Annotated in this window: 22 protein-coding genes; 7 read left to right on the top strand and 15 right to left on the bottom strand. The window is 54.9% G+C overall.

All coding sequences use genetic code 11. From position 1 onward, the window contains the following. Nucleotides 1–660, bottom strand: a 660-nt coding sequence (locus NG42_RS15705) for an EamA family transporter (RefSeq protein ID WP_241488366.1), incomplete at its 3' end; no start/stop codon positions are given. Between the two features lie 376 nt (nt 661–1,036). Between NG42_RS15705 and glpT the strand changes: the two genes are divergently transcribed. Both glpT and glpQ read left to right on the top strand, forming a co-directional pair. Further along, nucleotides 1,037–2,386 (top strand): glycerol-3-phosphate transporter, encoded by a 1,350-nt coding sequence (gene glpT / locus NG42_RS15700; protein WP_052900583.1) that lies wholly within the window; start codon nt 1,037–1,039, stop codon nt 2,384–2,386. Between the two features lie 13 nt (nt 2,387–2,399). Then, the gene (gene glpQ, locus NG42_RS15695) at nt 2,400–3,455 is read left to right on the top strand and encodes a glycerophosphodiester phosphodiesterase (RefSeq protein ID WP_052900581.1); all 1,056 of its coding nucleotides are present in this window, start codon (nt 2,400–2,402) and stop codon (nt 3,453–3,455) included. Nucleotides 3,456–3,496: 41 nt separating this feature from the next. On the opposite strand, the gene yigL is transcribed toward glpQ, so the two are convergent. Further along, nucleotides 3,497–4,297, bottom strand: coding sequence for a sugar/pyridoxal phosphate phosphatase YigL (gene yigL / locus NG42_RS15690; RefSeq protein ID WP_052900580.1), 801 nt, complete (start codon nt 4,295–4,297; stop codon nt 3,497–3,499). A 67-nt stretch (nt 4,298–4,364) separates the two neighbouring features. Further along, nucleotides 4,365–5,357, bottom strand: a complete 993-nt coding sequence (gene pldB / locus NG42_RS15685) for a lysophospholipase L2 (RefSeq protein ID WP_052900578.1) — start codon at nt 5,355–5,357, stop codon at nt 4,365–4,367. Between the two features lie 114 nt (nt 5,358–5,471). On the opposite strand from pldB, the gene rhtB reads away from it, so the two are divergent. Beyond that, complete coding sequence (gene rhtB, locus NG42_RS15680) at nt 5,472–6,095, top strand: homoserine/homoserine lactone efflux protein (protein WP_052900576.1); 624 nt, start codon at nt 5,472–5,474, stop codon at nt 6,093–6,095. A 67-nt stretch (nt 6,096–6,162) separates the two neighbouring features. Here rhtB and rhtC read toward each other — a convergent pair whose 3' ends face one another. The 3 genes from rhtC to pldA all read right to left on the bottom strand — a co-directional run bounded on the left by rhtC (nt 6,163) and on the right by pldA (nt 9,616). Further along, complete coding sequence (rhtC, locus tag NG42_RS15675) at nt 6,163–6,786, bottom strand: threonine export protein RhtC (RefSeq protein ID WP_052900574.1); 624 nt, start codon at nt 6,784–6,786, stop codon at nt 6,163–6,165. Between the two features lie 45 nt (nt 6,787–6,831). Continuing rightward, a complete protein-coding gene (recQ, locus tag NG42_RS15670; protein ID WP_052900572.1) occupies nt 6,832–8,667 on the bottom strand; it encodes an ATP-dependent DNA helicase RecQ in 1,836 nt (611 codons plus the stop codon). A 70-nt stretch (nt 8,668–8,737) separates the two neighbouring features. Beyond that, nucleotides 8,738–9,616: a phospholipase A gene (pldA, locus tag NG42_RS15665; protein WP_052900570.1), complete on the bottom strand. Its 879-nt coding sequence runs from the start codon at nt 9,614–9,616 to the stop codon at nt 8,738–8,740. A 178-nt stretch (nt 9,617–9,794) separates the two neighbouring features. Between pldA and NG42_RS15660 the strand changes: the two genes are divergently transcribed. Next, on the top strand, nt 9,795–10,265 hold the full coding sequence (locus NG42_RS15660; protein ID WP_052900569.1) for a thioesterase family protein: 471 nt from the start codon (nt 9,795–9,797) through the stop codon (nt 10,263–10,265). Nucleotides 10,266–10,341: 76 nt separating this feature from the next. Further along, the gene (gene rarD, locus NG42_RS15655) at nt 10,342–11,241 is read left to right on the top strand and encodes an EamA family transporter RarD (RefSeq protein ID WP_052900644.1); all 900 of its coding nucleotides are present in this window, start codon (nt 10,342–10,344) and stop codon (nt 11,239–11,241) included. Here rarD and NG42_RS15650 read toward each other — a convergent pair. The 9 genes from NG42_RS15650 to NG42_RS15610 form a co-directional block, all read right to left on the bottom strand. Then, nucleotides 11,221–12,267 carry an AbrB family transcriptional regulator gene (locus NG42_RS15650; RefSeq protein ID WP_052900567.1) on the bottom strand — a complete coding sequence of 349 codons (1,047 nt, stop codon included), beginning with the start codon at nt 12,265–12,267 and terminating at the stop codon, nt 11,221–11,223. The genes rarD and NG42_RS15650 overlap by 21 nt on opposite strands. 122 nt (nt 12,268–12,389) lie before the next feature. Beyond that, nucleotides 12,390–13,343, bottom strand: coding sequence for a magnesium/cobalt transporter CorA (gene corA, locus NG42_RS15645; RefSeq protein ID WP_052900565.1), 954 nt, complete (start codon nt 13,341–13,343; stop codon nt 12,390–12,392). A 294-nt stretch (nt 13,344–13,637) separates the two neighbouring features. Then, on the bottom strand, nt 13,638–15,800 hold the full coding sequence (uvrD, locus tag NG42_RS15640; protein ID WP_052900564.1) for a DNA helicase II: 2,163 nt from the start codon (nt 15,798–15,800) through the stop codon (nt 13,638–13,640). A 57-nt stretch (nt 15,801–15,857) separates the two neighbouring features. Continuing rightward, complete coding sequence (gene yigB / locus NG42_RS15635; RefSeq protein ID WP_052900563.1) at nt 15,858–16,574, bottom strand: 5-amino-6-(5-phospho-D-ribitylamino)uracil phosphatase YigB; 717 nt, start codon at nt 16,572–16,574, stop codon at nt 15,858–15,860. Then, nucleotides 16,574–17,482: a tyrosine recombinase XerC gene (xerC, locus tag NG42_RS15630; RefSeq protein WP_052900561.1), complete on the bottom strand. Its 909-nt coding sequence runs from the start codon at nt 17,480–17,482 to the stop codon at nt 16,574–16,576. The genes yigB and xerC overlap by 1 nt, the downstream gene beginning before the upstream one ends. Then, nucleotides 17,479–18,183 carry a DUF484 domain-containing protein gene (locus NG42_RS15625; protein WP_052900560.1) on the bottom strand — a complete coding sequence of 235 codons (705 nt, stop codon included), beginning with the start codon at nt 18,181–18,183 and terminating at the stop codon, nt 17,479–17,481. Before NG42_RS15625 ends, xerC begins: the two co-directional genes overlap by 4 nt. Beyond that, nucleotides 18,180–19,004 carry a diaminopimelate epimerase gene (gene dapF, locus NG42_RS15620; protein ID WP_052900640.1) on the bottom strand — a complete coding sequence of 275 codons (825 nt, stop codon included), beginning with the start codon at nt 19,002–19,004 and terminating at the stop codon, nt 18,180–18,182. The genes NG42_RS15625 and dapF overlap by 4 nt, the downstream gene beginning before the upstream one ends. A gap of 39 nt (nt 19,005–19,043) precedes the next feature. Further along, complete coding sequence (gene lptM / locus NG42_RS15615) at nt 19,044–19,247, bottom strand: LPS translocon maturation chaperone LptM (RefSeq protein WP_052900559.1); 204 nt, start codon at nt 19,245–19,247, stop codon at nt 19,044–19,046. Between the two features lie 189 nt (nt 19,248–19,436). Continuing rightward, nucleotides 19,437–21,989: a class I adenylate cyclase gene (locus NG42_RS15610; protein ID WP_052900557.1), complete on the bottom strand. Its 2,553-nt coding sequence runs from the start codon at nt 21,987–21,989 to the stop codon at nt 19,437–19,439. A gap of 286 nt (nt 21,990–22,275) precedes the next feature. On the opposite strand from NG42_RS15610, the gene hemC reads away from it, so the two are divergent. Both hemC and hemD read left to right on the top strand, forming a co-directional pair. Further along, nucleotides 22,276–23,217, top strand: a complete 942-nt coding sequence (gene hemC / locus NG42_RS15605) for a hydroxymethylbilane synthase (protein WP_052900556.1) — start codon at nt 22,276–22,278, stop codon at nt 23,215–23,217. Next, on the top strand, nt 23,214–23,930 hold a 717-nt coding region (hemD, locus tag NG42_RS15600; RefSeq protein ID WP_052900638.1), incomplete at its 3' end, for a uroporphyrinogen-III synthase. The genes hemC and hemD, both read left to right, overlap by 4 nt.

Genomic DNA, 23,930 nt, shown 5'->3' with positions numbered 1-23,930 from the left:
AAAGTAGCCCAGCCCTGACGCCGCGATACCCAGCCACACCAGAATGCCCCACTGTAGCGAGGTCGATGGCAGTTTATTCGGATTGCCCCACAGGAACCACGCGACAATCGCCACGCTGACCGCACCAATATAGAACCACGAGAACGCGGTATGCTGCGGCATGGGCCGCGTCTCTTGCAGGCGTTTGTAGCCGACCATTCCAATGGCAAAACAGAGATTAGCCAGTTGTACCAGCAGTAAGCCAAACCAGAAATGGTCGCTGACTTTGTCATAGCGAATAATTGCGGCACCCGCCACCGCCAGCAATGCGCTCAGCGCATAGCCCGGCCGCACGCCACGCCCGCTGATCAAATCGTAGATCAACGTGACATACAGCGGCGTCATCACGGTAAACAGCAGGAATTCGGAGACGCTGAGATAGAGATAGGCCTGGAAGCTGATCAGATACATGATGCCGAGCTGCAACATGCCGACCGCCATATACAGTAGCAGCGTCGACAACTTATAGCCGCGCCAGCGCAAAAACGGCAGGAATACAACCGCCGCCAGTACCAGGCGCATCAGCACCGAAAACCAGCTATCAACCTGCCCCGCGAGATACTCGCCGATCAGACTGAAAGAAAAGGCCCAGAGAATGGTGGTGATAATCAGTAATGCCACAGTAATCACTCATCAGAAAAAAGTAGGCGTTATTGTAACGAATTGCCGTTACAACGAATCAAGTTTCTGGTTGACGAGTGATGAAATAAACCACAGCAAAATGTTGCAACAGGAAAGCAAACGCTCACCAAACGAAAGCCATAAGTATGATGTGGATATAACCCGCTGCGCAAATTTCCGACAAAAAAGTGGCGTTAAATTGGCTATTTTGTGACGCAACAAGCCGCGACTGTAATAAAACTGTAACATTTGTGTACTTACTCACAGTCATTAATCAAACCAGCTATTATCCTGTGCGCGAAATGGAACATTTCCATCTGCGTATCCGCGCAGCGCTTCCGTTAACAACCACTAAAAATGCGCCATCGGAGCTTTTATGTTAAGTATCTTTAAACCTGCGCCACACCAGTCTCGCGTCGCAGACGATCGTGTCGACCCTCTGTACCGCCGCCTGCGCTGGCAGATTTTCTTCGGCATCTTCTTCGGTTATGCCGCTTACTATCTGGTGCGAAAAAACTTCGCGCTGGCCATGCCTTACCTGGTCGAACAGGGCTTCTCACGCGGTGATTTAGGTTTTGCCCTGTCCGGTATTTCCATCGCTTACGGCTTCTCGAAATTTATTATGGGTTCGGTCTCGGACCGTTCTAACCCACGCGTATTCCTGCCTGCCGGTCTGATTCTGGCCGCCTGCGTGATGCTGATTATGGGGTTTGTGCCCTGGGCGACCTCCAGCATTATGATTATGTTTGTGCTGCTGTTTATCTGTGGCTGGTTCCAGGGAATGGGCTGGCCGCCATGCGGTCGCACCATGGTGCACTGGTGGTCGCAGAAAGAGCGCGGCGGCATCGTTTCAGTATGGAACTGCGCGCATAACGTCGGCGGCGGCATTCCTCCCCTGCTGTTCCTGCTGGGTATGGCGTGGTTTAACGACTGGAAAGCGGCACTCTACATGCCCGCGTTTGGCGCCATCGTGATTGCGATTATCGCCTTTGCGCTGATGCGCGACACGCCGCAATCCTGCGGATTACCGCCAATTGAAGAGTATAAAAACGACTATCCACCGGATTATACCGATAAGCATGAAGAAGAGCTGACCGCTAAACAGATCTTTATGCAGTACATTTTGCCGAACAAACTGCTGTGGTACATCGCGCTGGCGAACGTGTTTGTTTACCTGCTGCGCTACGGCATTCTCGACTGGTCACCGACCTATCTGAAAGAGGTGAAACACTTCTCGCTGGATAAATCGTCCTGGGCCTACTTCCTGTATGAATATGCCGGTATTCCGGGCACGCTGCTGTGCGGCTGGATGTCGGATAAAGTGTTTAAAGGCAACCGTGGCGCGACCGGGGTGTTCTTTATGACGCTGGTGACTATCGCCACCATCATTTACTGGATGAACCCGGCCGGAAATCCCGGTGTGGATATGGCCTGTATGATTGTTATCGGCTTCCTGATCTACGGTCCGGTGATGTTAATTGGTCTGCATGCGCTGGAACTGGCACCGAAAAAAGCCGCTGGCACCGCCGCAGGCTTTACCGGGCTGTTCGGTTATCTCGGCGGCTCGGTCGCGGCCAGCGCCATCGTCGGTTATACCGTTGACTACTTCGGCTGGAACGGCGGCTTTATTATTATGGTTGGCGGCTGCGTGCTGGCGGTGATTCTGCTGTTACTGACCATGTTAAGTGAGAACAAACATAAGCAGCAGATGAACCAGGCTAACTAACAGCGAGGTAATGATGAAGCTGAAACCTTTACTGGCAACACTTATTCTGGTCAGTTCGTTTTCATCACTGGCGGAAACTCACGGCAAAATAGTCATTGCCCACCGCGGCGCCAGTGGCTATCTGCCAGAGCACACGTTACCGGCGAAAGCCATGGCCTATGCTCAGGGCGCAGATTTTCTTGAGCAGGATGTGGTGATGACCAAAGACGATCAGCTGGTGGTGTTGCATGACCATTATCTTGATCGCGTGACCGATGTTGCGAAACGCTTTCCCGATCGGGCGCGTAAAGATGGTCGCTACTATGCGATCGATTTTACCCTCGCGGAAATCAAAAGCCTGAAATTCACTGAAGGCTTCGAAATCGTTGACGGTAAGAAGGAGCAAAGCTATCCGGGCCGCTTCCCGATGGATAAATCCGATTTCCGCGTCCATACCTTTGCCGAGGAGATTGAGTTCGTGCAAGGGCTGAACCACTCGACCGGTAAAAATATCGGCATTTACCCGGAGATCAAAGCGCCCTGGTTCCATCGTCAGGAAGGCAAAGATATCTCCGTTAAAGTGCTGGAAGTGTTGAAGCAGTATGGTTACACCAGCAAAAGCGACAACGTCTGGCTACAGTGCTTCGATTTTAATGAAATCAAACGCATTAAAACCGAGCTGGAACCGAAAATGGGCATGGATCTGAAACTGGTTCAGCTGATTACCGAAACCAAGTGGAAAGAGACGCAGGAGCTGAAAGACGGGAAGTGGATTAACTACAGCTATGACTGGATGTTTAAGCCTGGGGCGATGAAGCAGCTGGCGCAGTATGTTGATGGCATCGGGCCGGATTACTCTATGCTGATTGCCGCCGATTCAAAGCCGGGCGAGATCAGGCTGACCAACATGGCGCAGGACGCGCACCAGAACAAGCTACAGATTCACCCGTATACGGTGCGTGCCGACAAGCTGCCGGATTACGCCAGCGATGTGAATCAGGTGTATGACGCGCTGTATAACCAGGCTGGGGTGGAAGGATTGTTTACCGACTTCCCGGATAAAGCCGTGCACTTTTTACAGCAGCAGTAACCCGAAGAAATCTGGCCAGGCTTGTCCTGGCCATTTATCGCTTAATCCAGCAGCAGCTTACGCAGATAGTGCGGCACCGCGTCATCGGCATTGCTGCCAATCACTTCCAGTTCCGGCAGCAGGTCTTTCAGACGCTGATGCGCATTACTCATAATGCAGCCCTTGCCCGCCATCGACAGCATCTCTTTATCATTCAGACCGTCACCAAACGAGATGCACTCCTTCAGCGAGTAACCGAGCGTTTTCGACACGGCTTCCAGCGCATGCCCTTTCGACACGCCACCGGCCATCACTTCCAGGCAGGTCGGGAACGAGAAACTGACATTCACCCGGTCGCCCCAGCGCGCCAGAATGGCTTGCTCGAGCGGCAGCAGTTTATCGGCGTCATCACAGGTGAAAAACACCTTGCTGATGCCATCGGTCTCCAGCAGGCCAGGTTCAAACAGGCGATAATTAAAGATTGACTCACGGAAGAAACGCTGCTCTTCCGGGCGATGACGATTGATAAACCACTCATCGTCACGGTAAACGTTGGTCAGAATATCCGGTTCATGGTATTTGATGGCGAACAGATCGTTGGCGATGTCCGCATCAAGGTTATGGCTGAACACCAGCTCTCCGGCGCTGTTATGCACCCGCGCGCCGTTAGAAGTGATCATATAGGCGTCGATTTCGAGATTATCGCGCATCTGGGATACGTCAATATGATGACGGCCAGTCGCAAACACGAAATGCACGCCGCGCTCGGTGAGTAACTTCAGTGTCTCTTTGGTGTAAGGCGTCAGTCTGTGATCGGGCGACAACAGAGTGCCGTCAAGATCGGATGCGACAACGTGATACATAATTCTTTCAAACCTCTGGTTAAATTAGGAAATCAGGCGCGCCTGACGTTAAATCTGAGTAATGTGGCTAACTGTGCCGCGCGAAAAACTCCACGATGGCATCTAAGGCTTCAGCGCGCATATCGTCTCGTTCAAATAAGATCTCATGACGCGCGCCAGCAATAACGCGAGGTTTTCCCCCCTCGCAAGGATGACCCGCTGCGGTCATGGCTTTACAGAACAGATCCTGCGAACGGTTATCGACAATTTTTTCGGCTCCGGCCTGTAGCAACAGCAGCGGCGTGGTGATCTCAGCAGCCTTGCTTAAAATATTCTGCCCGGCCAGAACGCCTTCCCGCACCCAGTGATAGGTTGGGCCACCGACGCGCAAACCCGGATCGTCAGCATAAAACCGCAGATTACGCCGATAGCGCTCGCGGCTGTGGGTCAGCTCGTTAATGCCAAACGGACGCGCGCGCCATTTGCCGGTTCCCAGCGCATAACCATCACGCAGCGCCGGGCGTTTTTCCGTCCAGTCAAGGATCCGGCTGGCCATCCACGCAGGCATCGGTAAATAGATGCCGAACATCGGCGAGGATAATACTGCGGCATCAAACGCCTGCGGCTGTCGCGCCAGCAGCAGTGTCAGCACCGCGCCGCCCATCGAGTGTGCCAGTGCAAAGCGATGACGGTAGTCACTGTTGGCAATTTCCCGCAGCCAGAGTGCTTCGAGATCGTCCACGTAGTGACTAAACTCCACCACATGTCCGCGATGTGAATCCTGTAGCAGACGCCCGGATCGTCCCTGGCCGCGGTGATCGATAATGATCACATCATAACCGCAGTGAAAAAGATCGTAAGCCAGTTCAGGGTATTTAACGTAGCTTTCGATGCGCCCCGGCACCAGCAGGATCACTTTATCGTGCTGTGGCGACGTGAAACGGACGTAGCGAATCGGTAAGTTATCAACGCCCTCAAACTCGCGCTCTTCCCGGCGGTGCCAGAAATCGAGCAGCGGTCCGGTGGCGAAAGCTGCAAAGGCCTTCTCACGCGTCGGCCAGTCATTTTGATGCTTCGTCATCGGCATGAATTCCGCAAAAAATCATCGACACTATGGCAAGCTTCACCAGCCATAGCAGATCATTCCACAATGCCGTATTGTGTCATAATTCTGCGCATCCAGGGAGTTTTACCCATGACCATCGAATGGTGGCTGACTTATCTTTTGACCACCAGCATCCTCAGCCTGTCGCCAGGATCGGGCGCCATTAATACTATGAGTACCGGTATCAGCCACGGCTATCGCGGTGCGGTGGCGTCTATCGCCGGTCTGCAAGTCGGTCTGTCGGTGCATATTATGCTGGTCGGCATTGGGCTGGGCGCACTATTTTCTCAGTCGTTACTGGCATTCGAAATTCTGAAATGGGCCGGTGCCGCTTACCTGATCTGGCTCGGTATCCAGCAGTGGCGTTCCGCCGGGGCGATAGATTTAAATGCGGTATCAAAAGCGATGCCGCGCCGACGCCTGTTCAAACGCGCGGTGCTGGTGAATCTGACCAACCCCAAAAGCATCGTGTTTCTTGCGGCGCTGTTCCCACAATTTATTATCCCCCATCAGCCGCAGGCGATGCAGTACCTGGTACTGGGTATCACCACCGTGGTGGTCGATATTATTGTGATGATTGGCTATGCGACATTAGCGACACGAATTGCTGGCTGGATTAAGGGGCCGCATCAAATGAAATTGCTGAACCGCATCTTTGGTGGGCTGTTTATGGCGGTCGGGGCGTTACTGGCGTCTGCTCGTAAGATTGCCTAGTTCGATGGCGGGAAGTGCCAGGTTAGCATACGGGCGGCGTTTTCGCCGCCCGTGGCCTGACGCTCGGTTAGCGCGAGATAATCAAATGAATACCAAATCCGGCAAACAACACCCCTGCCGTACCATCAATCCACTTCGCCAGCCGCTGATAGCCACGACGCATTGCCGGTAACGCAAAAATACAGGCCACCAGGCTGAACCAGCACAGCGTCTCAATTATAATCAGCATAAACAAACCCCAGCGTTCACCCGCACCGACGTCATCTCCGACAAACAGTGAGAATACGCTGCCAAAGTAGATAACCGCTTTCGGGTTGGAAAGATTGGTCAGAAAGCCTTTCAGGAAGCTACGGCCTTTTTGCGGCAGCGCCACTTTGACTTCACTCTGCACCGGTTGTTTATGTTGATTACGCGCCGAGCAGAGTAGCTGCCAGCCCATCCACAGCAAGTAAAGCCCGCCGCCAACCATAATCACCTGATGCAGCCACGCCATTTTTTGCAGGATCAGATGTAATCCCATCAGCGCGACACCCGCCCAGACCACAATGCCGAGAGTAATCCCCAGTACGCCGAGCATCGCCTCTTTGCGTGAGCGACTGGCCGCGGTTTGCGAGACAAAAAAGAAGTCCGGTCCCGGACTCATTAAGGCGATTAAATGCACCAGCGCCACGGTGAGGAATAGCATTAACATAATGTTTTACCTGTCTGATAAGCGTTATCGGCGTCGCGAGAGAGATTATTCATCATCGCCGTCGACGTGTTCTCTGATCATTACCATAAACGGCTTACCAAACCGCTCCAGCTTGCGCTGCCCGATACCGTTAACGCTGAGCATTTCGGAGGCGGTAAGCGGCATCTGCTCCGCCATTTCGATCAGTGTGGCGTCGTTGAATACCACGTATGGCGGGATATTTTCCTCGTCGGCAATCGCCTTACGCAGCTTGCGCAGTTTGGCAAACAGCTTGCGATCGTAATTGCCGCCATAAAATTTCTGGCTGCTGTTTTTACTTTTGATGGCAACCAGGCGCGGCACGGCCAGCATCAGCGGTTCTTCGCCGCGCAGAATCGGCCGCGCTGCTTCAGTCAGCTGTAGCGCGGAATGCATGGCGATATTTTGCGTGACCAGGCCGAGGTGGATTAACTGGCGCAGCACGCTGACCCAGTGTTCGGTGCTCTGCTCACGGCCAATGCCATATACCGGCAATTTATCGTGTTGGAACTCGCGAATACGCTGGTTATTGGAGCCGCGCAGCACTTCGACGATATAGCCCATACCAAACCGCTGGCCGACACGATAGATGCTCGACAGCGCTTTTTGCGCTTCAACCAAACCATCATAACGGCGCGGCGGATCGAGACAGATATCGCAGTTACCGCAAGCTTGCTGGCGTCCTTCACCAAAATAGTTCAGCAGCACCAGACGACGACAGGTTTGTGCCTCGGCAAACGCCCCCATCGCATTCAGTTTGTGGCGTTCAATATCCTTTAGCTGGCCTGGCGCTTTCTCTTCCAGACAGCGGCGCAGCCATGCCATATCGGCCGGATCGTAAAACAGCAGCGCTTCCGCCGGCAATCCGTCGCGCCCGGCACGTCCGGTTTCCTGATAGTAAGATTCGATATTGCGCGGGATATCAAAATGCACCACAAAGCGCACGTTCGGCTTGTTGATACCCATACCAAACGCCACGGTGGCGACAACAATTTGCAGGTCATCGCGCTGGAACGCTTCCTGTACCTGCGCGCGATGCACATTGTCCATACCGGCGTGATAAGCCCCCACGCTCATCCCACGGCTTTGCAGGCGCGCGGCGGTATCTTCAACTTTTGCCCGGCTGTTGCAGTAAATAATGCCGCACTTGCCGCGCTGATCCTGCACATAGCGCATCAGCTGGTCGGTCGGCTTAAACTTCTCCACCAGCGTGTAGCGAATATTCGGTCGGTCAAAGCTACTGATTTGAATCAGCGGATCGTTAAGCTGTAACAGGCGCGCAATATCATTGCGGGTGGTTTCATCCGCGGTGGCGGTCAGCGCCATCACCGGCAGCGTCGGGAACCGCTGACGCAGCTGGCCCAGCGCGCCATATTCCGGACGGAAATCGTGGCCCCACTGGGAGATACAGTGCGCTTCGTCCACCGCCAGCATTGCCGGATTCCAGTGGGTCAGACTATCGAGGAAGTTGTCCATCATCAGACGTTCCGGCGCGATATACAGCAGGCGGATACGACCGGTACGACAACCGGCCATCACTTCCTGCTGCTCTTCACGATTTTGCGTCGAATTCAGGCAGGCCGCTGCCACGCCGTTAGCCAGCAGTTGATCGACCTGATCTTTCATCAATGAGATCAGCGGCGAAACCACCAGAGTCAGCCCCTCGCGCACCAGCGCAGGGATCTGATAGCAAAGCGATTTACCGCCGCCAGTGGGCATGACCACCAGACAGTCACGCCCGCTTAGCGACGCCTGAATGATGGTTTGCTGGCCTGGACGAAATTGCTGATAGCCGAAGGTATCCTGTAATACCTTCGCCGCCAGCGTTTCATCGTGCTCGTTGATTACCGCAGCCGTTGACACATCTTCCCCGTTTATCTCGTATGACATGATTTATGGTGTGTGGCGGGTCAGTTTTCACTGACCCGTCGCATCAGAACAGGTCGTTCAGCGTCACACCGACACCGACGCGCGTCTGACGGTGGTTGTAGTCGATTAGCGACTCACCGTAGCCGCTGAACACCTGAGTGTAGAAGCGCACATGCTGGCTGACTGGATAGCTCCAGCCGAGCTCCGCGCCGCCGTAGCCGCTGTTCCAGTTATAGTTGCCCTGCACGCTGAATATGCTGTCGCCCATCATATAGCCCAGCTTCAGGCGGTAATAACCCATGTACTTGGTGATATCCGGGTTATCGTCATTGCTGGTGCTTTCCGGCAGACGGTACCACGGCTTCACTTCCGCCATAAAGTTACCGTTTTGCGCCATCAGACGCGCATAGACGCGGTTCCAGCTGCGTGAGGTCGGATCGGAGCGACCATTAGACTGGTGGTTCAGACCCAGTTCAACGTCGCGTAACGTCCAGCCGGCAAAGCGGTAATCGGTCGCCCAGCCGAGAAAAATTTGCGGCTCATAGTTAGTCTCGCGGAAGGGTGATGATGCACCGCGATTGGAAAGCTGCCACCATGAACGCTGGGTGTAAGAAGCCGCCAGTACCGAGTTATCCCCGAGGATGCCACTCCACAGCGGGAAGGCCAGGCTCAGCTGGAATTTTACTTCGTCTTTCTTCGCTTTATCGGCCCAGTCATAGGACTGAATGGCTTCTTTATTCAAATCGCTGGTTGCGGTATAGAGTAAATAGTTATTCTCATAAGGATACAGCACGAACGGGTTATCATGTTTCTCCAGCAGGTTAGCAATGATGCTGCCACGAACGGCTGGGGTATCATGAACCTCTTTAATGGTCGCTTCCTGCGCCAGTGCCAGTGCAGGCAGTAATGTGACTGCTGCCAGCAATCCTCGAAGCATACGCATAGTGATCTCCAATAAAGCAAGCGCTGCAAATAGACGTGTAAAAAGCACGCCATTCTACACAGAAAAACCGCCCAACATTAGCGCTGATTTCTGAAACTGGAAAGCACGCCGACAGAAGCATAAGATACACAAATTATTAACATTCATGTCTCCATAACCGCATTCGGGAAAGCACAACATGTCGGGTACTTTGTTGACTCAGGACGCAGCACGCCGTCTGATTGGTGAAATTTTTGTCTATGATATGCCGTTTAATCGCGCACTCGGCCTTGAGCTGGAGCGTCTGGAGCCGGACTACGCCGAGCTCAGTTTTAATAACCAGCAGATGCTGGTCGGCAATGCCGCGCAAAAGATTCTGCACGGTGGGGTGATCGCGTCGGTGCTGGACGTCGCCGCCGGGCTGGTGTGCGTTAACAGTACGCTGACGCGTCATGAGAGCATCAATGAAGAGGAGCTGCGTCAGCGGCTGTCGCGGATGGGCACCATTGACCTGCGCGTCGACTACCTGCGTCCCGGACGCGGTGAGCGCTTTACCGCCAGCAGCAGCCTGCTGCGCGGCGGCAATAAAGTGGCGGTGGCGCGGGTTGAGCTGCATAACGATGCCGGCGTGTATATTGCCAGTGCCACAGCAACCTATCTAATCGGGTAATGAAATGTCGCGGTCGCGCGATCCGTTTCGAGAGTTCCCGCAGAACCTGCTTAACAACAAAGGAAAAATGCCGTTAATGGATGTTCAACAAACCCGCCAGGGTGTGCTTTACGCACTGGGTGCCTATCTGATCTGGGGCATCGCCCCGGCTTACTTCAAACTGATCCAGCAAGTGGCACCGGGCGAGATTATGACCCACCGGGTGATCTGGTCCGCCCTGTTTATGATTGTGTTGATCAGCCTCAGTCGCAACTGGCAGCAAGTCAGAAAAAACCTCTACAATCGCAAGAAAGTGCTGATGCTGGCAGCTTCCGCCATGCTGATCGGCGGCAACTGGCTGCTGTTTATCTGGGCGGTAAACAACCATCATCTGCTGGAAGCCAGCCTCGGCTACTTTATCAATCCGCTGTTAAATGTGATTGTTGGCATGCTGTTTCTCGGTGAGCGTTTTCGCCGTATGCAGTGGCTGGCGGTTGGCTTAGCCGCCTGCGGCGTACTGGTGCAGCTGTGGAAGTTTGGTTCGCTGCCGATTATTGCGCTCGGGCTGGCCATCAGCTTTTCATTTTATGGCCTGCTGCGTAAGAAGATCGCGGTGGACGCGCAAAGCGGGATGCTGATTGAAACGCTGTGGCTGTTTCCGCTGGCGGCCATCTATCTGTTTGGCATCGCCGACAGCAGTACCAGCCATTTAGCGGACAATTCGCTGTCGCTCAATCTGCTGCTGATTGCCGCCGGAATCGTGACCACCATCCCGCTGATGCTGTTTACCGCCGCCGCCACTCGCCTGCGTCTGTCGACCGTCGGCTTTTTCCAGTACCTCGGCCCGACGCTGATGTTCCTGCTGGCGGTAATATTCTATGGCGAGCAGCTCACTGACGATAAAGTGGTGACCTTTGGCTTTATCTGGGCTGCACTGGCGCTGTTTATCCTCGATGCGGTGTATACCCTGCGCGGTTCACGTATGCGCGTAGCGTGAGATAAAACGCGCCATCGCCGGGCCGGTCAGCAGAATGGTGAACAGGCGTAATGTCTGCATCGCCATCACAAAGGCAATATCGACCCGGCTGCCCGCCGCAATAATCGCCACGGTATCCAGCCCGCCAGGGCTGGTAGCCAGATAAGCGGTCAGCAGATCGACATGCAGTAAACGCGTCAGCATCCACGCCATCCCCCCACAGAGTAACATCAGGCCAATAATCGACAGCACCATTTGCGGCAGAGTGCGCAGCGCCAGCATAAAGATCGCTTTGGTGAAACGCAGGCCGACGCTCCAGCCAATCAGCGCATAAGCCAGCGCCAGCAGCCACTCCGGGACCTGCAATGTCATGGTGCCGCTGGCATGCAGAGTGGCACCAAACAGCGCCGGTAATAACAGCGCGCCGGAAGGGATACGGAATCGCTGTCCAAGCCAGGCGCCTCCCAGCGCCACGGCAAGGGTGCCGACAAAACGCAGGTCCAGCGCCGGAAACCACTCCAGCGACGCGGCACTGTGTGCACTGTCGCCCAGTCCGATACGCGCCACCACCGCTGCGGCCGTCGCGACAAACAGCACCCGCAGGTACTGCATAAATGCCACCAGCCGCACATCGGCACCATAATCTCCCGCCATCGCTACCATCGCCGACGCGCCTCCCGGCGACGATCCCCAGGCACCGGTCGCGCCCGGTAAACTACTGAAACGCACCAGCAGAAAGCCGGATAAACCGCTGGCGGCAAGCGTCAGCAGCAGGACGACGATCACCACCGGCCAGTCATCAATCAGCGGTTGCAGAATCGACGGGGATAAACTTTGTGCAATCATGCAGCCCAGTATTGCCTGCGCCAGGATAAACAGCCGTTTATCGATACGCAGCGTCGCGCCGGACAGCCCCATCAGCACGCCGATAATCATCGGCCCCAGTAACAGTGCGGCAGGGACATGGAAGTATTGCAGCGCAAAACCCAGTAGCAGCGAGGCGCTGAGCAGAGTAAGCCATTGCAGCCAAAGTGACAGCCGTTCCATATTGAGAAAACTTGCGTTGGGAAAAGAAGGGGTTATACGTTACGCGGATGTGAAAGGATCTGCCAGTATCAATCTCCTCACGCCCATCCCTGGCGGAGGTTTTAACTGTTAAACCAGCGGGTTTACAGCCAGTTTTTACGCTTAAAGTAGGCGTAAGGTGCCAGACCGGCCAGAATCATCAGGCCAATTGCGGCGGGATAACCAAAGCTCCATTTCAGCTCCGGCATAAATTCAAAGTTCATACCGTAGCTGGATGCCACCAGCGTTGGCGGCAGGAAGACCACCGATACCACTGAGAAGATTTTGATAATGCGGTTCTGCTCGATATTGATAAAGCCCATCGCCGCCTGCATCAGGAAGTTAACCTTCTGGAACAACGACTCGTTATGCGGTAACAGCGACTCGATATCGCGCAGGATTTCCCGCGCCTGCTCCAGCTGGGTGCCAGGCAAACGCGCTTTACGCACGAGGAAATTCAGCGCACGCTGGGTATCCATCAGGCACAAACGCACTTTCCAGCCGATATCTTCCAGTTCCGCCAGCGTCGACAACGCGCGGTCAAACTCATCGCCCTGCTGCCCTTCCATAATCACCCGGCTGAGTTTTTCCAGATCGCTGTAGACGTTTTCGATCTCATCTGCCAGCTGTTCGATTTTAGTTTCAAACAGATCCAGCAACAGCTCAAAGGCATTACCATCGACCAGCGTCTGGTTACGCGCGCGCATACGGTAGAGACGGAACGCCGGCAGCTCACGCTCACGCAGCGTGTAAAGGCGTCCTTCACGAATGGTGAAAGCCACGGTGGAGTTACCGGCATGATCTTCGGCATCTTCATAGAAGAAGAAGGAGTGAATATGCAGGCCATCTTCGTCTTCAAAAAAACGCGCCGAGGCTTCGATATCTTCCAGCTCCGGGCGGGTGGCGAGGCTCTGACCTAGTTCACACTGAACACGATCGCGTTCATCTTCTTCTGGCTCGATCAGGTCGACCCAGACTGACGACGTCAGCTGGTCAGTGGTATCTTCAAGCTCCAGACGAGATAAACGGCTGTTATCCAGTTTAAATGCGCTCAGCATAGCTGTACTCCCAATTGCAGTAACAAATGGGACATAGCGCCAGAACACGCGAAACGAGAACGTTTCAGTCCGTGATCAAAGCTGACTCAGGCGACGGGAAAAAAAGAGGTCGCTGACAACCACAAAGGCTACCAGCATTTAAGAGGATAGCCTTAGGCGTTGCACCTGATAAACAGGTTATTGAGCCAGTATCGACTGGGTGTGTCCAAGGCGAATGTCCTCTTAGGGTAATCGTGGGCGCATGTTACGCTGAGTCGAAAAAGGCGTCAAGCGGCCCACTTTACCGGCAGGATATCAGAGGGTTTCCAGGCGGGCATATGCTGCCACCAGCCATTTGATACCCTGCCCCTGGAAGGCGACCTGCAACCGACTGTGCTCGCCGCTGCCTTCCAGATTGATAATGGTGCCTTCACCAAACTTGGCGTGACGCACCCGCTGCCCGAGGGCAAATCCGCTGTCATTTTGCGTCACCGGCGTGCCAAGACGCTGATGATTAACCGGCCGACTGACACTGGCACGCAGACGGACTTCATCCACGCACTCGACCGGCAGTTCGCCGATAAAGCGCGAAGGACGGTGGTAGACTTCTTTACCATACAACCGACGGGTTTCAGCATAGGTCAACGTCAGCTTTTGCATCGCCCGCGTAACGCCGACATAGGCCAGACGACGCTCCTCTTCCAGCCTGCCACCTTCATCCAGTGACATCTGGCTCGGGAACATCCCCTCTTCCATTCCAACGATAAATACCTGGCTGAACTCAAGGCCTTTCGCCGCATGCATCGTCATCAGCTGCACCGCATCCTGCCATTTATCCGCCTGGCCTTCACCGGCTTCCAGCGCGGCATGGGAGAGAAACGCCTGCAACGGCATCAAATCTTCGTCTTCATCCTGGTAGCTGTACTGCCGCGTGGCGTTGACCAGCTCCTCTAAGTTTTCGATACGCGCCTGGCCTTTCTCGCCTTTTTCCTGCTCATACATGATCCACAGGCCAGAGTCTTTAATCACCCGGTCCGTCTGCACATGCAGCGGCATTTCAGCGGTTTCCTGCGCCAGTGAATCCACCAGCTCACAGAAACGTTGCAGTGCCGACGCGGCACGGCCGGCCAGCGCTTTTTCCTGCAATAATACGCGCGTCGCCTGCCACAGCGTCAGCTGACGCTCGCGTGAGGTCTGGCGCACCACATCCAGCGTGCGATCGCCAATTCCTCGCGTCGGGGTATTGATTACGCGCTCAAAGGCGGCATCGTCGTTGCGGTTGGCAATCAGGCGCAGATAAGCCAGCGCATCTTTAATTTCCTGACGTTCGAAGAAGCGCATGCCGCCATAAATGCGGTACGGCATGCTGGTTTGCAGCAGCGCCTCTTCCAGTACGCGTGACTGGGCATTACTGCGATAGAGAATCGCGCAGTCATTGAGCGCGCCGCCATTCTCCTGCCACACCTTGATGCGATTGACCACAAAACGCGCTTCATCCAGCTCGTTAAAGGCACAGTAAAGGGAAATTGGCTCGCCATCGCTGCCGTCAGTCCACAGCTGTTTGCCGAGACGACCGCTGTTATTGGCGATCAGGGCGTTAGCCGCTTTCAGAATATTGTTGGTCGAGCGATAGTTCTGCTCAAGACGCACAGTTTCCGCGCCATTAAAGTCGTTCAGGAAGCGCTGGATATTTTCCACCTGCGCGCCACGCCAGCCGTAAATCGACTGATCGTCATCACCAACGATAATCACCCGGCCGGTGTCACCCGCCAGCATGCGAATCCAGGCGTACTGGATATTGTTGGTATCCTGGAACTCATCGACGAGAATATTGGTAAAGCGTTCGCGATAGTGATTAAGGATATGCGGCTTGTTCAGCCATAGCTCATGGGCGCGCAGCAGCAGTTCGGCAAAGTCGACCAGCCCGGCGCGATCGCAGGCCTCCTGATACGCCTGATACACCCGCAGCCAGGTCTGTTCAATCGGATTACCGTAGCTTTCAATATGCTTGGGCCGCAGGCCTTCATCTTTTTTACCGTTGATGTACCACATTGCCTGACGCGCCGGCCACTGCTTCTCATCAAGGTTCATCGCTTTGATCAGGCGTTTTAACAGACGCAGCTGATCTTCACTGTCGAGGATCTGAAAATCCTGTGGCAGATTGGCATCGAGATGATGCGCACGCAGCAGGCGATGAGCGAGGCCATGGAAAGTGCCGATCCACATCCCGCCCTGGCTGGTGCCGATCAGCTGTTCGATACGGTGGCGCATCTCTGCCGCCGCCTTGTTGGTAAAGGTGACCGCCATAATCGAGTAAGGCGAGCAGTTTTCTACCGTCAGCAGCCAGGCAATGCGGTGCACCAGTACGCGCGTTTTGCCGCTACCCGCGCCCGCCAGCACCAGCAAATTGCTGCGTGGCGCCGCGACGGCTTCGCGTTGTTTGTCATTCAAACTGTTTAGCAGGTCAGAAACGTCCATAAGCACCATTCAGGCAGGGAAAACGCCGCAGCGTTTCACTGGATATATTAACAGGTATTATATCAGCGCGGTCAGCGATGCCAACTGCGAAATTTCGAGATGCGGCAGCAAGCGGCTGTCGGCGATTTTCATCAGGTTGCCCTGCCGCAGGTTAATCCAGCAGGCTTGCATGCCGCAGCGCACAGCACCGGCGACATCCGTGGTCAGATCGTCACCCACATGCAGAATATTTTCCAGCGGGATAGCCAGTTTTTCTGCCGCCAGATGATACATATCGTGATACGGCTTGGCACGGCCATGCGGCCCGGCACGCAGAATAAATTTAAAATAGCCATCAAGACCGAACAGATGCGGCTCGGCATTACCATTAGTGACCGCGACCAGCGGAAAACGTTCGGCCAGCGCCGCCAGCGTCAGATGCGTCTCTTCCGGTACGTCAATCTGGCTGCGCCAGTGGGCAAAATTCGTCATCACTTCACGTGAGCCTTTATCGGCTTCTGCCGTGGTCAGCCCGACATTCAGCATCGCCCGCTCAACCGCACGACGTCGCCATTCCGACACATCGTGATAAATTTCCGGCTCTTGCTGGCGCAGTTCATCGCGCAGCGTCTGGTAAGCCTGCTGAGTGAAATTATTCAGACCGGGATGGTAAGCCTGTAAGAAAGCGTGCGACTCCTGCTGGGTACGGCGAATCACTTCGTAGTTGTCGTACAGCGTGTCGTCGAGATCGAAGGTAATGGCTTTAATCGGTCGCAGCGTGCGATAAAAATGCATCAGGATTTTCCTCGTTTGGCACGGGGATGTGCAGCATCGTAAACCGATGCAAGATGTTGAAAGTCGAGATGGGTATAGATTTGCGTGGTCGACAGGTTAGCATGTCCCAGCAGCTCCTGCACCGCACGCAGGTCGCCACTCGACTCCAGCATATGGGTGGCAAAGGAGTGACGCAGCTTATGCGGATGAATATGGCTGTTTACGCCCTGCTTTACACCCCATTCAGCAAAGCGTTTCTGCACATTACGCGCCGAAATCCGCTTGCCCTGGTTGGATAAAAACAGCGCGTCGTCGTCAGGCGCAAACAGTTCGCGCAGCGCCAGCCAGTGTTCAATCCAGCTGACCGCCGTGCCGCCTATCGGTAAGCGGCGCTCTTTACTGCCTTTTCCCACCACCCAGACTTCACCGGAGGCCAGATCGAGATGACGGCAGTCGATACCCACTAATTCAGACAGACGTAAACCGGCACCATACATAATTTCCAGCATTGCGCGGTCACGCACCGCCAGCGGATCGTTAAGATCGATCTCCAGCAGCTGATTCACTTCGTCAACGTCAATATTTTTGGGCAGATGGCGCGGCGTACGCGGCGTGGCAATCCCTTTGGCCGGATTAGCCTTCAGCTGCCCCTGGCTGACCAGCCAGTCGAGAAAACTGCGCAGCGCCGACAGGCGTAACGCCAGGCTGGCCGGTTGCAGACCGGCGCGGCGGCTGCGAGCCGCCAGTGAGCGTACATGGGCAGCATCCAGTTTTGCCCAGTCAGCGATCTTCATCTCATCCGCCAGCGCCACCAGCACCGTAAGCTGATGCGCATAGCTTTTTTGCGTCAGCGGGCTAAGTTGCCGCTCGACTTTCAGGTAACGCAGAAAGCCCTCTACGGCGGACTGTAGAGGCGACGCGTTGTTCATGCGCGCTCAACCCAGCGCGATAACAGTTCCGGCAGCATCAGCGCCAGATGCTGCAACAGCAAGGTGCCCATGCCGGAATGATAATGCTGGCTGTCACGACTGCTGAAAATCAGCACCCCGAGATCGCCGCGCTCGCCCATCAACGACATTGCCACGGAACCAATGGCTTTTGCCTGCGGCAACAGCAGCAGTAACTCCGGGCCGTTCAGGCTGCCGAGATAGTGTTGCTCTTTACCCAGGCGCTGAATACGTACCGGCTCAAACGCCTGCGGCGGCAGCGCCAGCTGGGTAAAGTCAGAAGGCGCACCAATCCGCCATTTGTCACTGAACAGACGCACATTGGCGCCGGCCAGCCCCAGCTCACGCGCCCAGCGATGCAGGCGGTTCAGCATATCGTGCAGGCTCGGAGCGCTCGCCAGATGGCCCTGTAAGGCTAACAGGCGATCGAACAGTTGATGGTTGGCGGTGGCCTGCTCCATCAGCAAGGTAATCTCTTCTTCCAGCCGGGCGATATGGTTGCGCTGACGTGCCAGATGCCACTCGACCAGCGAGACAGTGCCGCGCACCGGATGGGGGATCACCATCTGCTCAACCTGGCGCGAATTGCGAATAAAGAAATCCGGATTTTGCAGCAGGTAATCACTTACCGCCTGATCGTCCAGCATCACATCGCTGGCGGTCTGCTCCCCGACATTTTTCATAAATGAATAAATCCGTCGTAAACGTGAGTGGCCGGTCCGGTCATAAACAGTGGCTGACCCGGTCCTTTCCAGGCGATATGTAAACTGCCGCCCGGCAGATCAACACGGACTTTTTCCGCGAGTAATCCTTGCTGAATGCCAACTGCCACCGCAGCACAGGCTCCGCTGCCGCAGGCCTGCGTCTCACCTGCACCGCGCTCATAGACGCGCAGCCGGATATGCTCACGGCTGACCACTTCCATAAACCCGACGTTAACCCGCTCCGGGAAGCGCTCATGGCTTTCCAGCACCGGGCCGAGGGTTTCCACCGCGGCGGTTTTCACACTGTCGATCTGAATCACACAGTGCGGATTGCCCATCGACACCACGCCGCACATCACCGTCTGTTCGGCGGCGCGCATCAGATAGATGCTTTCGGCTTTATTGGCGCGGAACGGCACCTGCTGCGGCTCGAAATTCGGCTCGCCCATATTGACCCGCACCAGCTCGTCACTGTTGACGCTCAGCACCATCCGTCCGGTTTGCGTGCTGACGTTGATGTCGCTTTTGTTGGTTAACCCTTTCAGGCGCACAAAGCGCGCAAAGCAGCGCGCGCCGTTGCCACACTGGGCAACTTCGCTGCCGTCAGCATTGAAAATGCGGTAATGAAAATCCAGATCGGGATCGTACGGCGGTTCAACGATCAACAACTGATCGAAGCCGATCCCCAGATGACGATCCGCCAGACGGCGAATCAGCTCTGGTGAGAAATAGACATTTTGCGTGACGGCATCAACGACCATAAAGTCATTGCCAAGACCGTGCATTTTGGAGAACTGCATTTTCTGCTCCGCCGGATGCGCCATAGGTTATTGAGTCAGTTACATACTCGGCTGAGTAGTGGTGGAATTCTGATCGCTACCATCCGGCAGAGTCACTGCTGAGTTTTGCGTGCTCTGCTGCGTGGATTGCTGTTCCTGCTTCGGCTGTTCCTTCGGCGGGAAGTAAAGCGGGCCTTTCAGGCCACAGCCAACCAGGCTCGCTAACGCCAGCGCCATCGCCAGCTGGCATATCGTTTTGTTCATTATCATTCTGCTCATGATTGATGCTTACTGGTTGCTTATCATCGCAGGTGAACTCTGAAAAGCAATAGGAATTGGCGATTCGATGCAGCTGTCGTTGTCGCAATTTCGCCAGAAGATTGACAGAGTCTGGCCTGCGCTATGATTCAGTCAAATGATAAAGCTAAGGAAGGGGCGATCGGCGACAACCGATCAATGCATCTGCATCCGCTCGACGTAATCGGTATGGTCATTGTCCGAGACCGTGGCGCACAGCTGCGTCAGCGTCTGGCTACGAAATGGTATCACCTGCAGGCGCTCATCGGCTTTGACAATCTGATAGAACTGCGGCAGGTTGAAGTTGATAAAGCTTGAGCCGTAGGTAAAACGATCGTGTGACGAGGAGTAGAAGCGGCTGACATCGCGCACCAGCTCCTCTTTACTGCCTTCACAGTGGTGATAAATCTCAATGCGGTTACTTTCATCGAGAATGTAAATATTAAAACCGTGGTCGTCGTGGGTATCTTCAAAGAAGAACTGAATGATGCCTTCACTGGCATAGCCATTCACTACCGCCGGCAGACGCGTCTGATCGGTTTCGACTTTAATCGACAAGCCATGCAGTTTGTTGTTAGAAATCGCACCATAAAACTCAACGGCATTTTCCAGCTTCTGCACCGAGACACCGAGACGCTCGAAGAACAGTCCCCAGGTTTGTCCGGCAACGCGCAGCGCTTTAAAACGCCCCGGTTCCTGACGGGTACTGGAGAGGCGCAGTTCAATGCATTCCGAAACCAGCTGCTGCACACGGGTGCGGATCAAACCACGCAGATGCTGGCTGTAACAGAACACCTCAACGGCATCCGGCGGTGCTGCGTCCTGATGCATTTTACCGAGAATGGTTTTCAGCGCTTCGATCATCGCCTGCTCGCCATTAAAGTGCAGGGTACGCACTTCATTCCACGAGTTGCGATACAGCAAATCGATACTGCCGACTAAACACTGCTGCTGCTGACCAAAACTGAACACATCCAGCTTACGGAAATCGAAGTGCACCACCTGATTGCGGAAGGCCGCCGTCGGGTCATATTCCAGATTGACGATAATCGCCAGATGACGAATTTCGCACGGACTGTAGAGCGCTTTTGGCGTCGGTGACGGCAAACGCAGCGGGAAGTGATGCGACACATCGGCCACCAGCTCCTGCAAACGCGCCAGATCGCAAATCTCATTGCCTTTAATATGCAGGCGAGTTTTCGCCGTCAGCAACCCATTAAACCACGCCCAGGCCACCAGCTTATTCAGGTAGCGGTTATATTCCAGCGGTTGATGGCTGATAATCGATCCCATATCCGGCGACTGGTTATACAGGTACCAGCCAGCGCGATTGGCACGGCCATTGGGAACATGAATAAAGGTCAGGTGCGGCTCGGAGAGATCCGGCGAAATCTGCGGGTTGACCAGCGTCACCTTACCCGGCAACGCTTCAAAGGCGGCATACAGCTTACGGGTCAGCACGCCGATATCCTGCGGGCTGGCGCTGACACTTAAGTTGTTACGGCGGGCGAAACGAATCAGGTTGCGATAGCTCTGCATCATCGCATCCAGCAGTTCGTTATGGGCTTCCCGCACACGCTCGATTTTCCAGTCGGCACGGCTGTCGAGCATCGCGAGACGCGCGTTGTCCCAGCCCCACTCTTTCACCAGTTGGCTGAGAATTTCACGACGCCAGCCCGCTTTACCGCACTCTTCTGACAGCTTTTCACACACTTTCAGATAGAAGCAGCGGCGCACCAGATCGAGGCGCGCATGGTCATCAATGCTGGTGAGATAGTGAGTGACGCGTTCCAGCATCATGCAGTAAGGGTCGAGACCAAACGAGACAATTTCGCCGTCGTGCAGGCGCTGCTTGATATCCATCGCCAGCAGTTTGGTATCCGGGTATTCCCAGGAGTACGCTTCCAGCAGCAGGGTTTTCAGCACCGCTTTATACGGTGAATCGATACTTTTGTACAGCTGCCACAGGCTGGCACCAAAATACTCTTCCGCCGACAGCGTGCCGAGGCCGCCGAGATCCAGCCATTCGTTTGGCGTCAGCACGCCCTGCGAATAAAGCGACATCACATAGTCATCGTAATGCTCTTCTTCTTCGCCCGGCACCATATTCCACAGAATACGCTTACCGGCCATGCGCACCGCAGTACGATAGAATTCGTCCAGCAATAAGATGTGCTGAGTCGAACCGCAATCCTCGCCGCCAAGGCTGCCACTTTCGTTATGGCGAAAGCGATTTTCATCAATCAGGAAGAAGCTGACTTCAACGCCCATCGACGCGCACCACTTTTGCAGCAGCGTGCATTTTTTTTGCAGGCGCAGGCGCTCTTCATTATCCAGCCACGACTGGTGACACACCCAGATATCCAGGTCGGAAGTGAAGTTCTGCCCGACAGATGAGGTGCTGCCCATCGAGTAAACACCGGTAATCGGCCGTTCGCCTTTAACCGGCAAGGCGGCAGCGTTACCAGATTTACCTTCTAAATCATTGAGATAGCTTAACTGAGTTTCATCAGGCGTGAAAAAGCTGATGCCATGTGGAACGTTACCCTCAAGGTAACCCGGCATCAACGGGTGATGATAATGTAATAAGGATGGCAGCAGACTGTACACCTGCTGGAAAGCAGGTCCCATAGCAGCCAGTGCGCGATCGACGCGCAGCTGATTGATGGCATCCAGTCTCTGTTTCAGTGTCTCAATGTAGAGGTACAAGACGTCTCGCCTGATTGTCCCAGTGTTTAAAACAAACCCTGTTTCCGACATCCGCCGCTTGATTTAGAAATAGTGGGGCGAATAATTGCTGGAAACGTGATCAATCTAACACCTGGCAGATTGACCGTAAAGAAAGTTGCGCTACACAACAGTTTAGCACGTTTTACACTCAATCAACCTTTCTCATCGTTGCACATCCCTGCCCGGCGCATAAAAGCCGTTGAAACTGACAGCATTCCCGTATCAATGATAGGATAATCAATGAACGATCAAAACGGTAACAAGCATGTTAGACAAAATTTTAAGAATTGCCACCAGGCAAAGTCCGCTCGCTTTATGGCAGGCACATTATGTTCAGCAGCGTCTGATGGCTTGCCATCCGGGGCTTAACGTCGAACTGGTACCCATGGTAACCCGCGGCGATGTGATACTGGATACGCCACTGGCGAAGGTCGGCGGCAAAGGGTTATTCGTCAAAGAACTTGAACTGGCGATGCTGGAAGGCCGTGCCGATATTGCGGTGCACTCGATGAAAGATGTGCCGGTCGACTTCCCGGAAGGGCTGGGGCTGGTCACCATTTGTGAGCGCGACGATCCGCTTGATGCCTTTGTCTCAAATCATTATGACTCGGTTGACGCGCTGCCTCAGGGCGCGATTGTCGGCACCTCCAGCCTGCGTCGTCAGTGTCAGCTTAGCGCGCGTCGCCCGGATCTGGTGATTCGATCCCTGCGCGGCAACGTCGGTACTCGCTTGTCCAAACTGGATGCGGGCGACTATGACGCGATTATTCTCGCGGTTGCCGGACTGAAGCGCCTGGCCTTAACCGACCGTATTCGCCACGCCATGCCTGCGGAAGAGTCATTGCCGGCCGTTGGCCAGGGTGCGGTGGGGATTGAGTGTCGTCTTGACGATCAGCAGACCATCACCCTGCTGGCGGCACTGAATGATGACGATACGTCGGTACGCGTCAGAGCAGAACGCGCCATGAATACCCGACTGGAAGGGGGCTGTCAGGTTCCCATCGGCAGCTATGCGGTACTGGAAGGCGACGATCTGTGGCTGCGTGGACTGGTCGGTTCGCCGGATGGCAAACAGATGATTCGCGGTGAACGTCGCGGCCCACGTGCAGATGCCGAAAAAATGGGGATCTCGCTGGCGGAAGAGCTGCTGGATAACGGCGCACGCGAAATTTTAGCTGACGTTTATCAGGGGAATTCGCCGGTATGACGATTCTGGTAACCCGTCCATCGCCTGCCGCTGAAGAGCTGGTCGGCCGCCTGCGCGCGCTGGGACAGGTTGCCTGGAGCCTGCCGCTGATTGAATTTACTCCTGGCCGCGATCTCGATCGCCTGCCGCAGTTGCTGAGTCAACTGGCAGCCGGTGACCTGCTGTTTATTTTATCGCAACACGCGATTCATTATGCTCAGCCAATAATCCGTCAGCACGATTTAACATGGCCCGCCAGCCTGAACTATTATGCTATAGGTCGCACCACCGCACTGTTGATGCATACCGCCAGCGGCTTGCCGGTAGAGTATCCCCACCAGCGCGAAACCAGCGAAGTGCTGATTCAGTTACCGGCTTTAATGCAGGTGGCTGGCAAGCGGGCATTAATTTTACGCGGCAATGGCGGTCGCGAGCTGTTAGCTGAAACGCTGACGGAACGCGGCGCAGACGTGACATTCTGCGAATGCTACCAGCGCTGTGCCAAAGTTTACGACGGCCTGAGTGAAGGCCGCCGCTGGCGCGATCGTGGTGTGGGTACGCTGGTAGTAACCAGTGGCGAAATGCTGCAACAACTCTATTCACTGTTCCCCGATATTGATCATCAGGAATGGTTATTACGCTGTCGACTGGTGGTCGTCAGTGAACGTTTGGCTACCCTGGCCAGGGAGTTTGGCTGGCAGGAGATTACGGTAGCCGATGGGGCCGATAACGAC

This window comes from Winslowiella iniecta, assembly GCF_001267535.1.
GTDB classification, from domain to species: domain Bacteria; phylum Pseudomonadota; class Gammaproteobacteria; order Enterobacterales; family Enterobacteriaceae; genus Erwinia; species Erwinia iniecta.
The sequence above is the reverse complement of the archived record's forward strand: the minus strand, read 5'-3'. Positions and strand labels throughout refer to the sequence as shown.

Coding starts and splice junctions, on each gene's coding strand:
- glpT (WP_052900583.1), top strand. CDS start 1,037: ATGTTAAGTATCTTTAAACCTGCGCCACACCAGTCTCGCGTCGCAGAC.
- glpQ (WP_052900581.1), top strand. CDS start 2,400: ATGAAGCTGAAACCTTTACTGGCAACACTTATTCTGGTCAGTTCGTTT.
- yigL (WP_052900580.1), bottom strand. CDS start 4,297: ATGTATCACGTTGTCGCATCCGATCTTGACGGCACTCTGTTGTCGCCC.
- pldB (WP_052900578.1), bottom strand. CDS start 5,357: ATGACGAAGCATCAAAATGACTGGCCGACGCGTGAGAAGGCCTTTGCA.
- rhtB (WP_052900576.1), top strand. CDS start 5,472: ATGACCATCGAATGGTGGCTGACTTATCTTTTGACCACCAGCATCCTC.
- rhtC (WP_052900574.1), bottom strand. CDS start 6,786: ATGTTAATGCTATTCCTCACCGTGGCGCTGGTGCATTTAATCGCCTTA.
- pldA (WP_052900570.1), bottom strand. CDS start 9,616: ATGCGTATGCTTCGAGGATTGCTGGCAGCAGTCACATTACTGCCTGCA.
- NG42_RS15660 (WP_052900569.1), top strand. CDS start 9,795: ATGTCGGGTACTTTGTTGACTCAGGACGCAGCACGCCGTCTGATTGGT.
- rarD (WP_052900644.1), top strand. CDS start 10,342: ATGGATGTTCAACAAACCCGCCAGGGTGTGCTTTACGCACTGGGTGCC.
- NG42_RS15650 (WP_052900567.1), bottom strand. CDS start 12,267: ATGGAACGGCTGTCACTTTGGCTGCAATGGCTTACTCTGCTCAGCGCC.
- corA (WP_052900565.1), bottom strand. CDS start 13,343: ATGCTGAGCGCATTTAAACTGGATAACAGCCGTTTATCTCGTCTGGAG.
- uvrD (WP_052900564.1), bottom strand. CDS start 15,800: ATGGACGTTTCTGACCTGCTAAACAGTTTGAATGACAAACAACGCGAA.
- yigB (WP_052900563.1), bottom strand. CDS start 16,574: ATGCATTTTTATCGCACGCTGCGACCGATTAAAGCCATTACCTTCGAT.
- xerC (WP_052900561.1), bottom strand. CDS start 17,482: ATGAACAACGCGTCGCCTCTACAGTCCGCCGTAGAGGGCTTTCTGCGT.
- NG42_RS15625 (WP_052900560.1), bottom strand. CDS start 18,183: ATGAAAAATGTCGGGGAGCAGACCGCCAGCGATGTGATGCTGGACGAT.
- dapF (WP_052900640.1), bottom strand. CDS start 19,004: ATGCAGTTCTCCAAAATGCACGGTCTTGGCAATGACTTTATGGTCGTT.
- lptM (WP_052900559.1), bottom strand. CDS start 19,247: ATGAACAAAACGATATGCCAGCTGGCGATGGCGCTGGCGTTAGCGAGC.
- hemC (WP_052900556.1), top strand. CDS start 22,276: ATGTTAGACAAAATTTTAAGAATTGCCACCAGGCAAAGTCCGCTCGCT.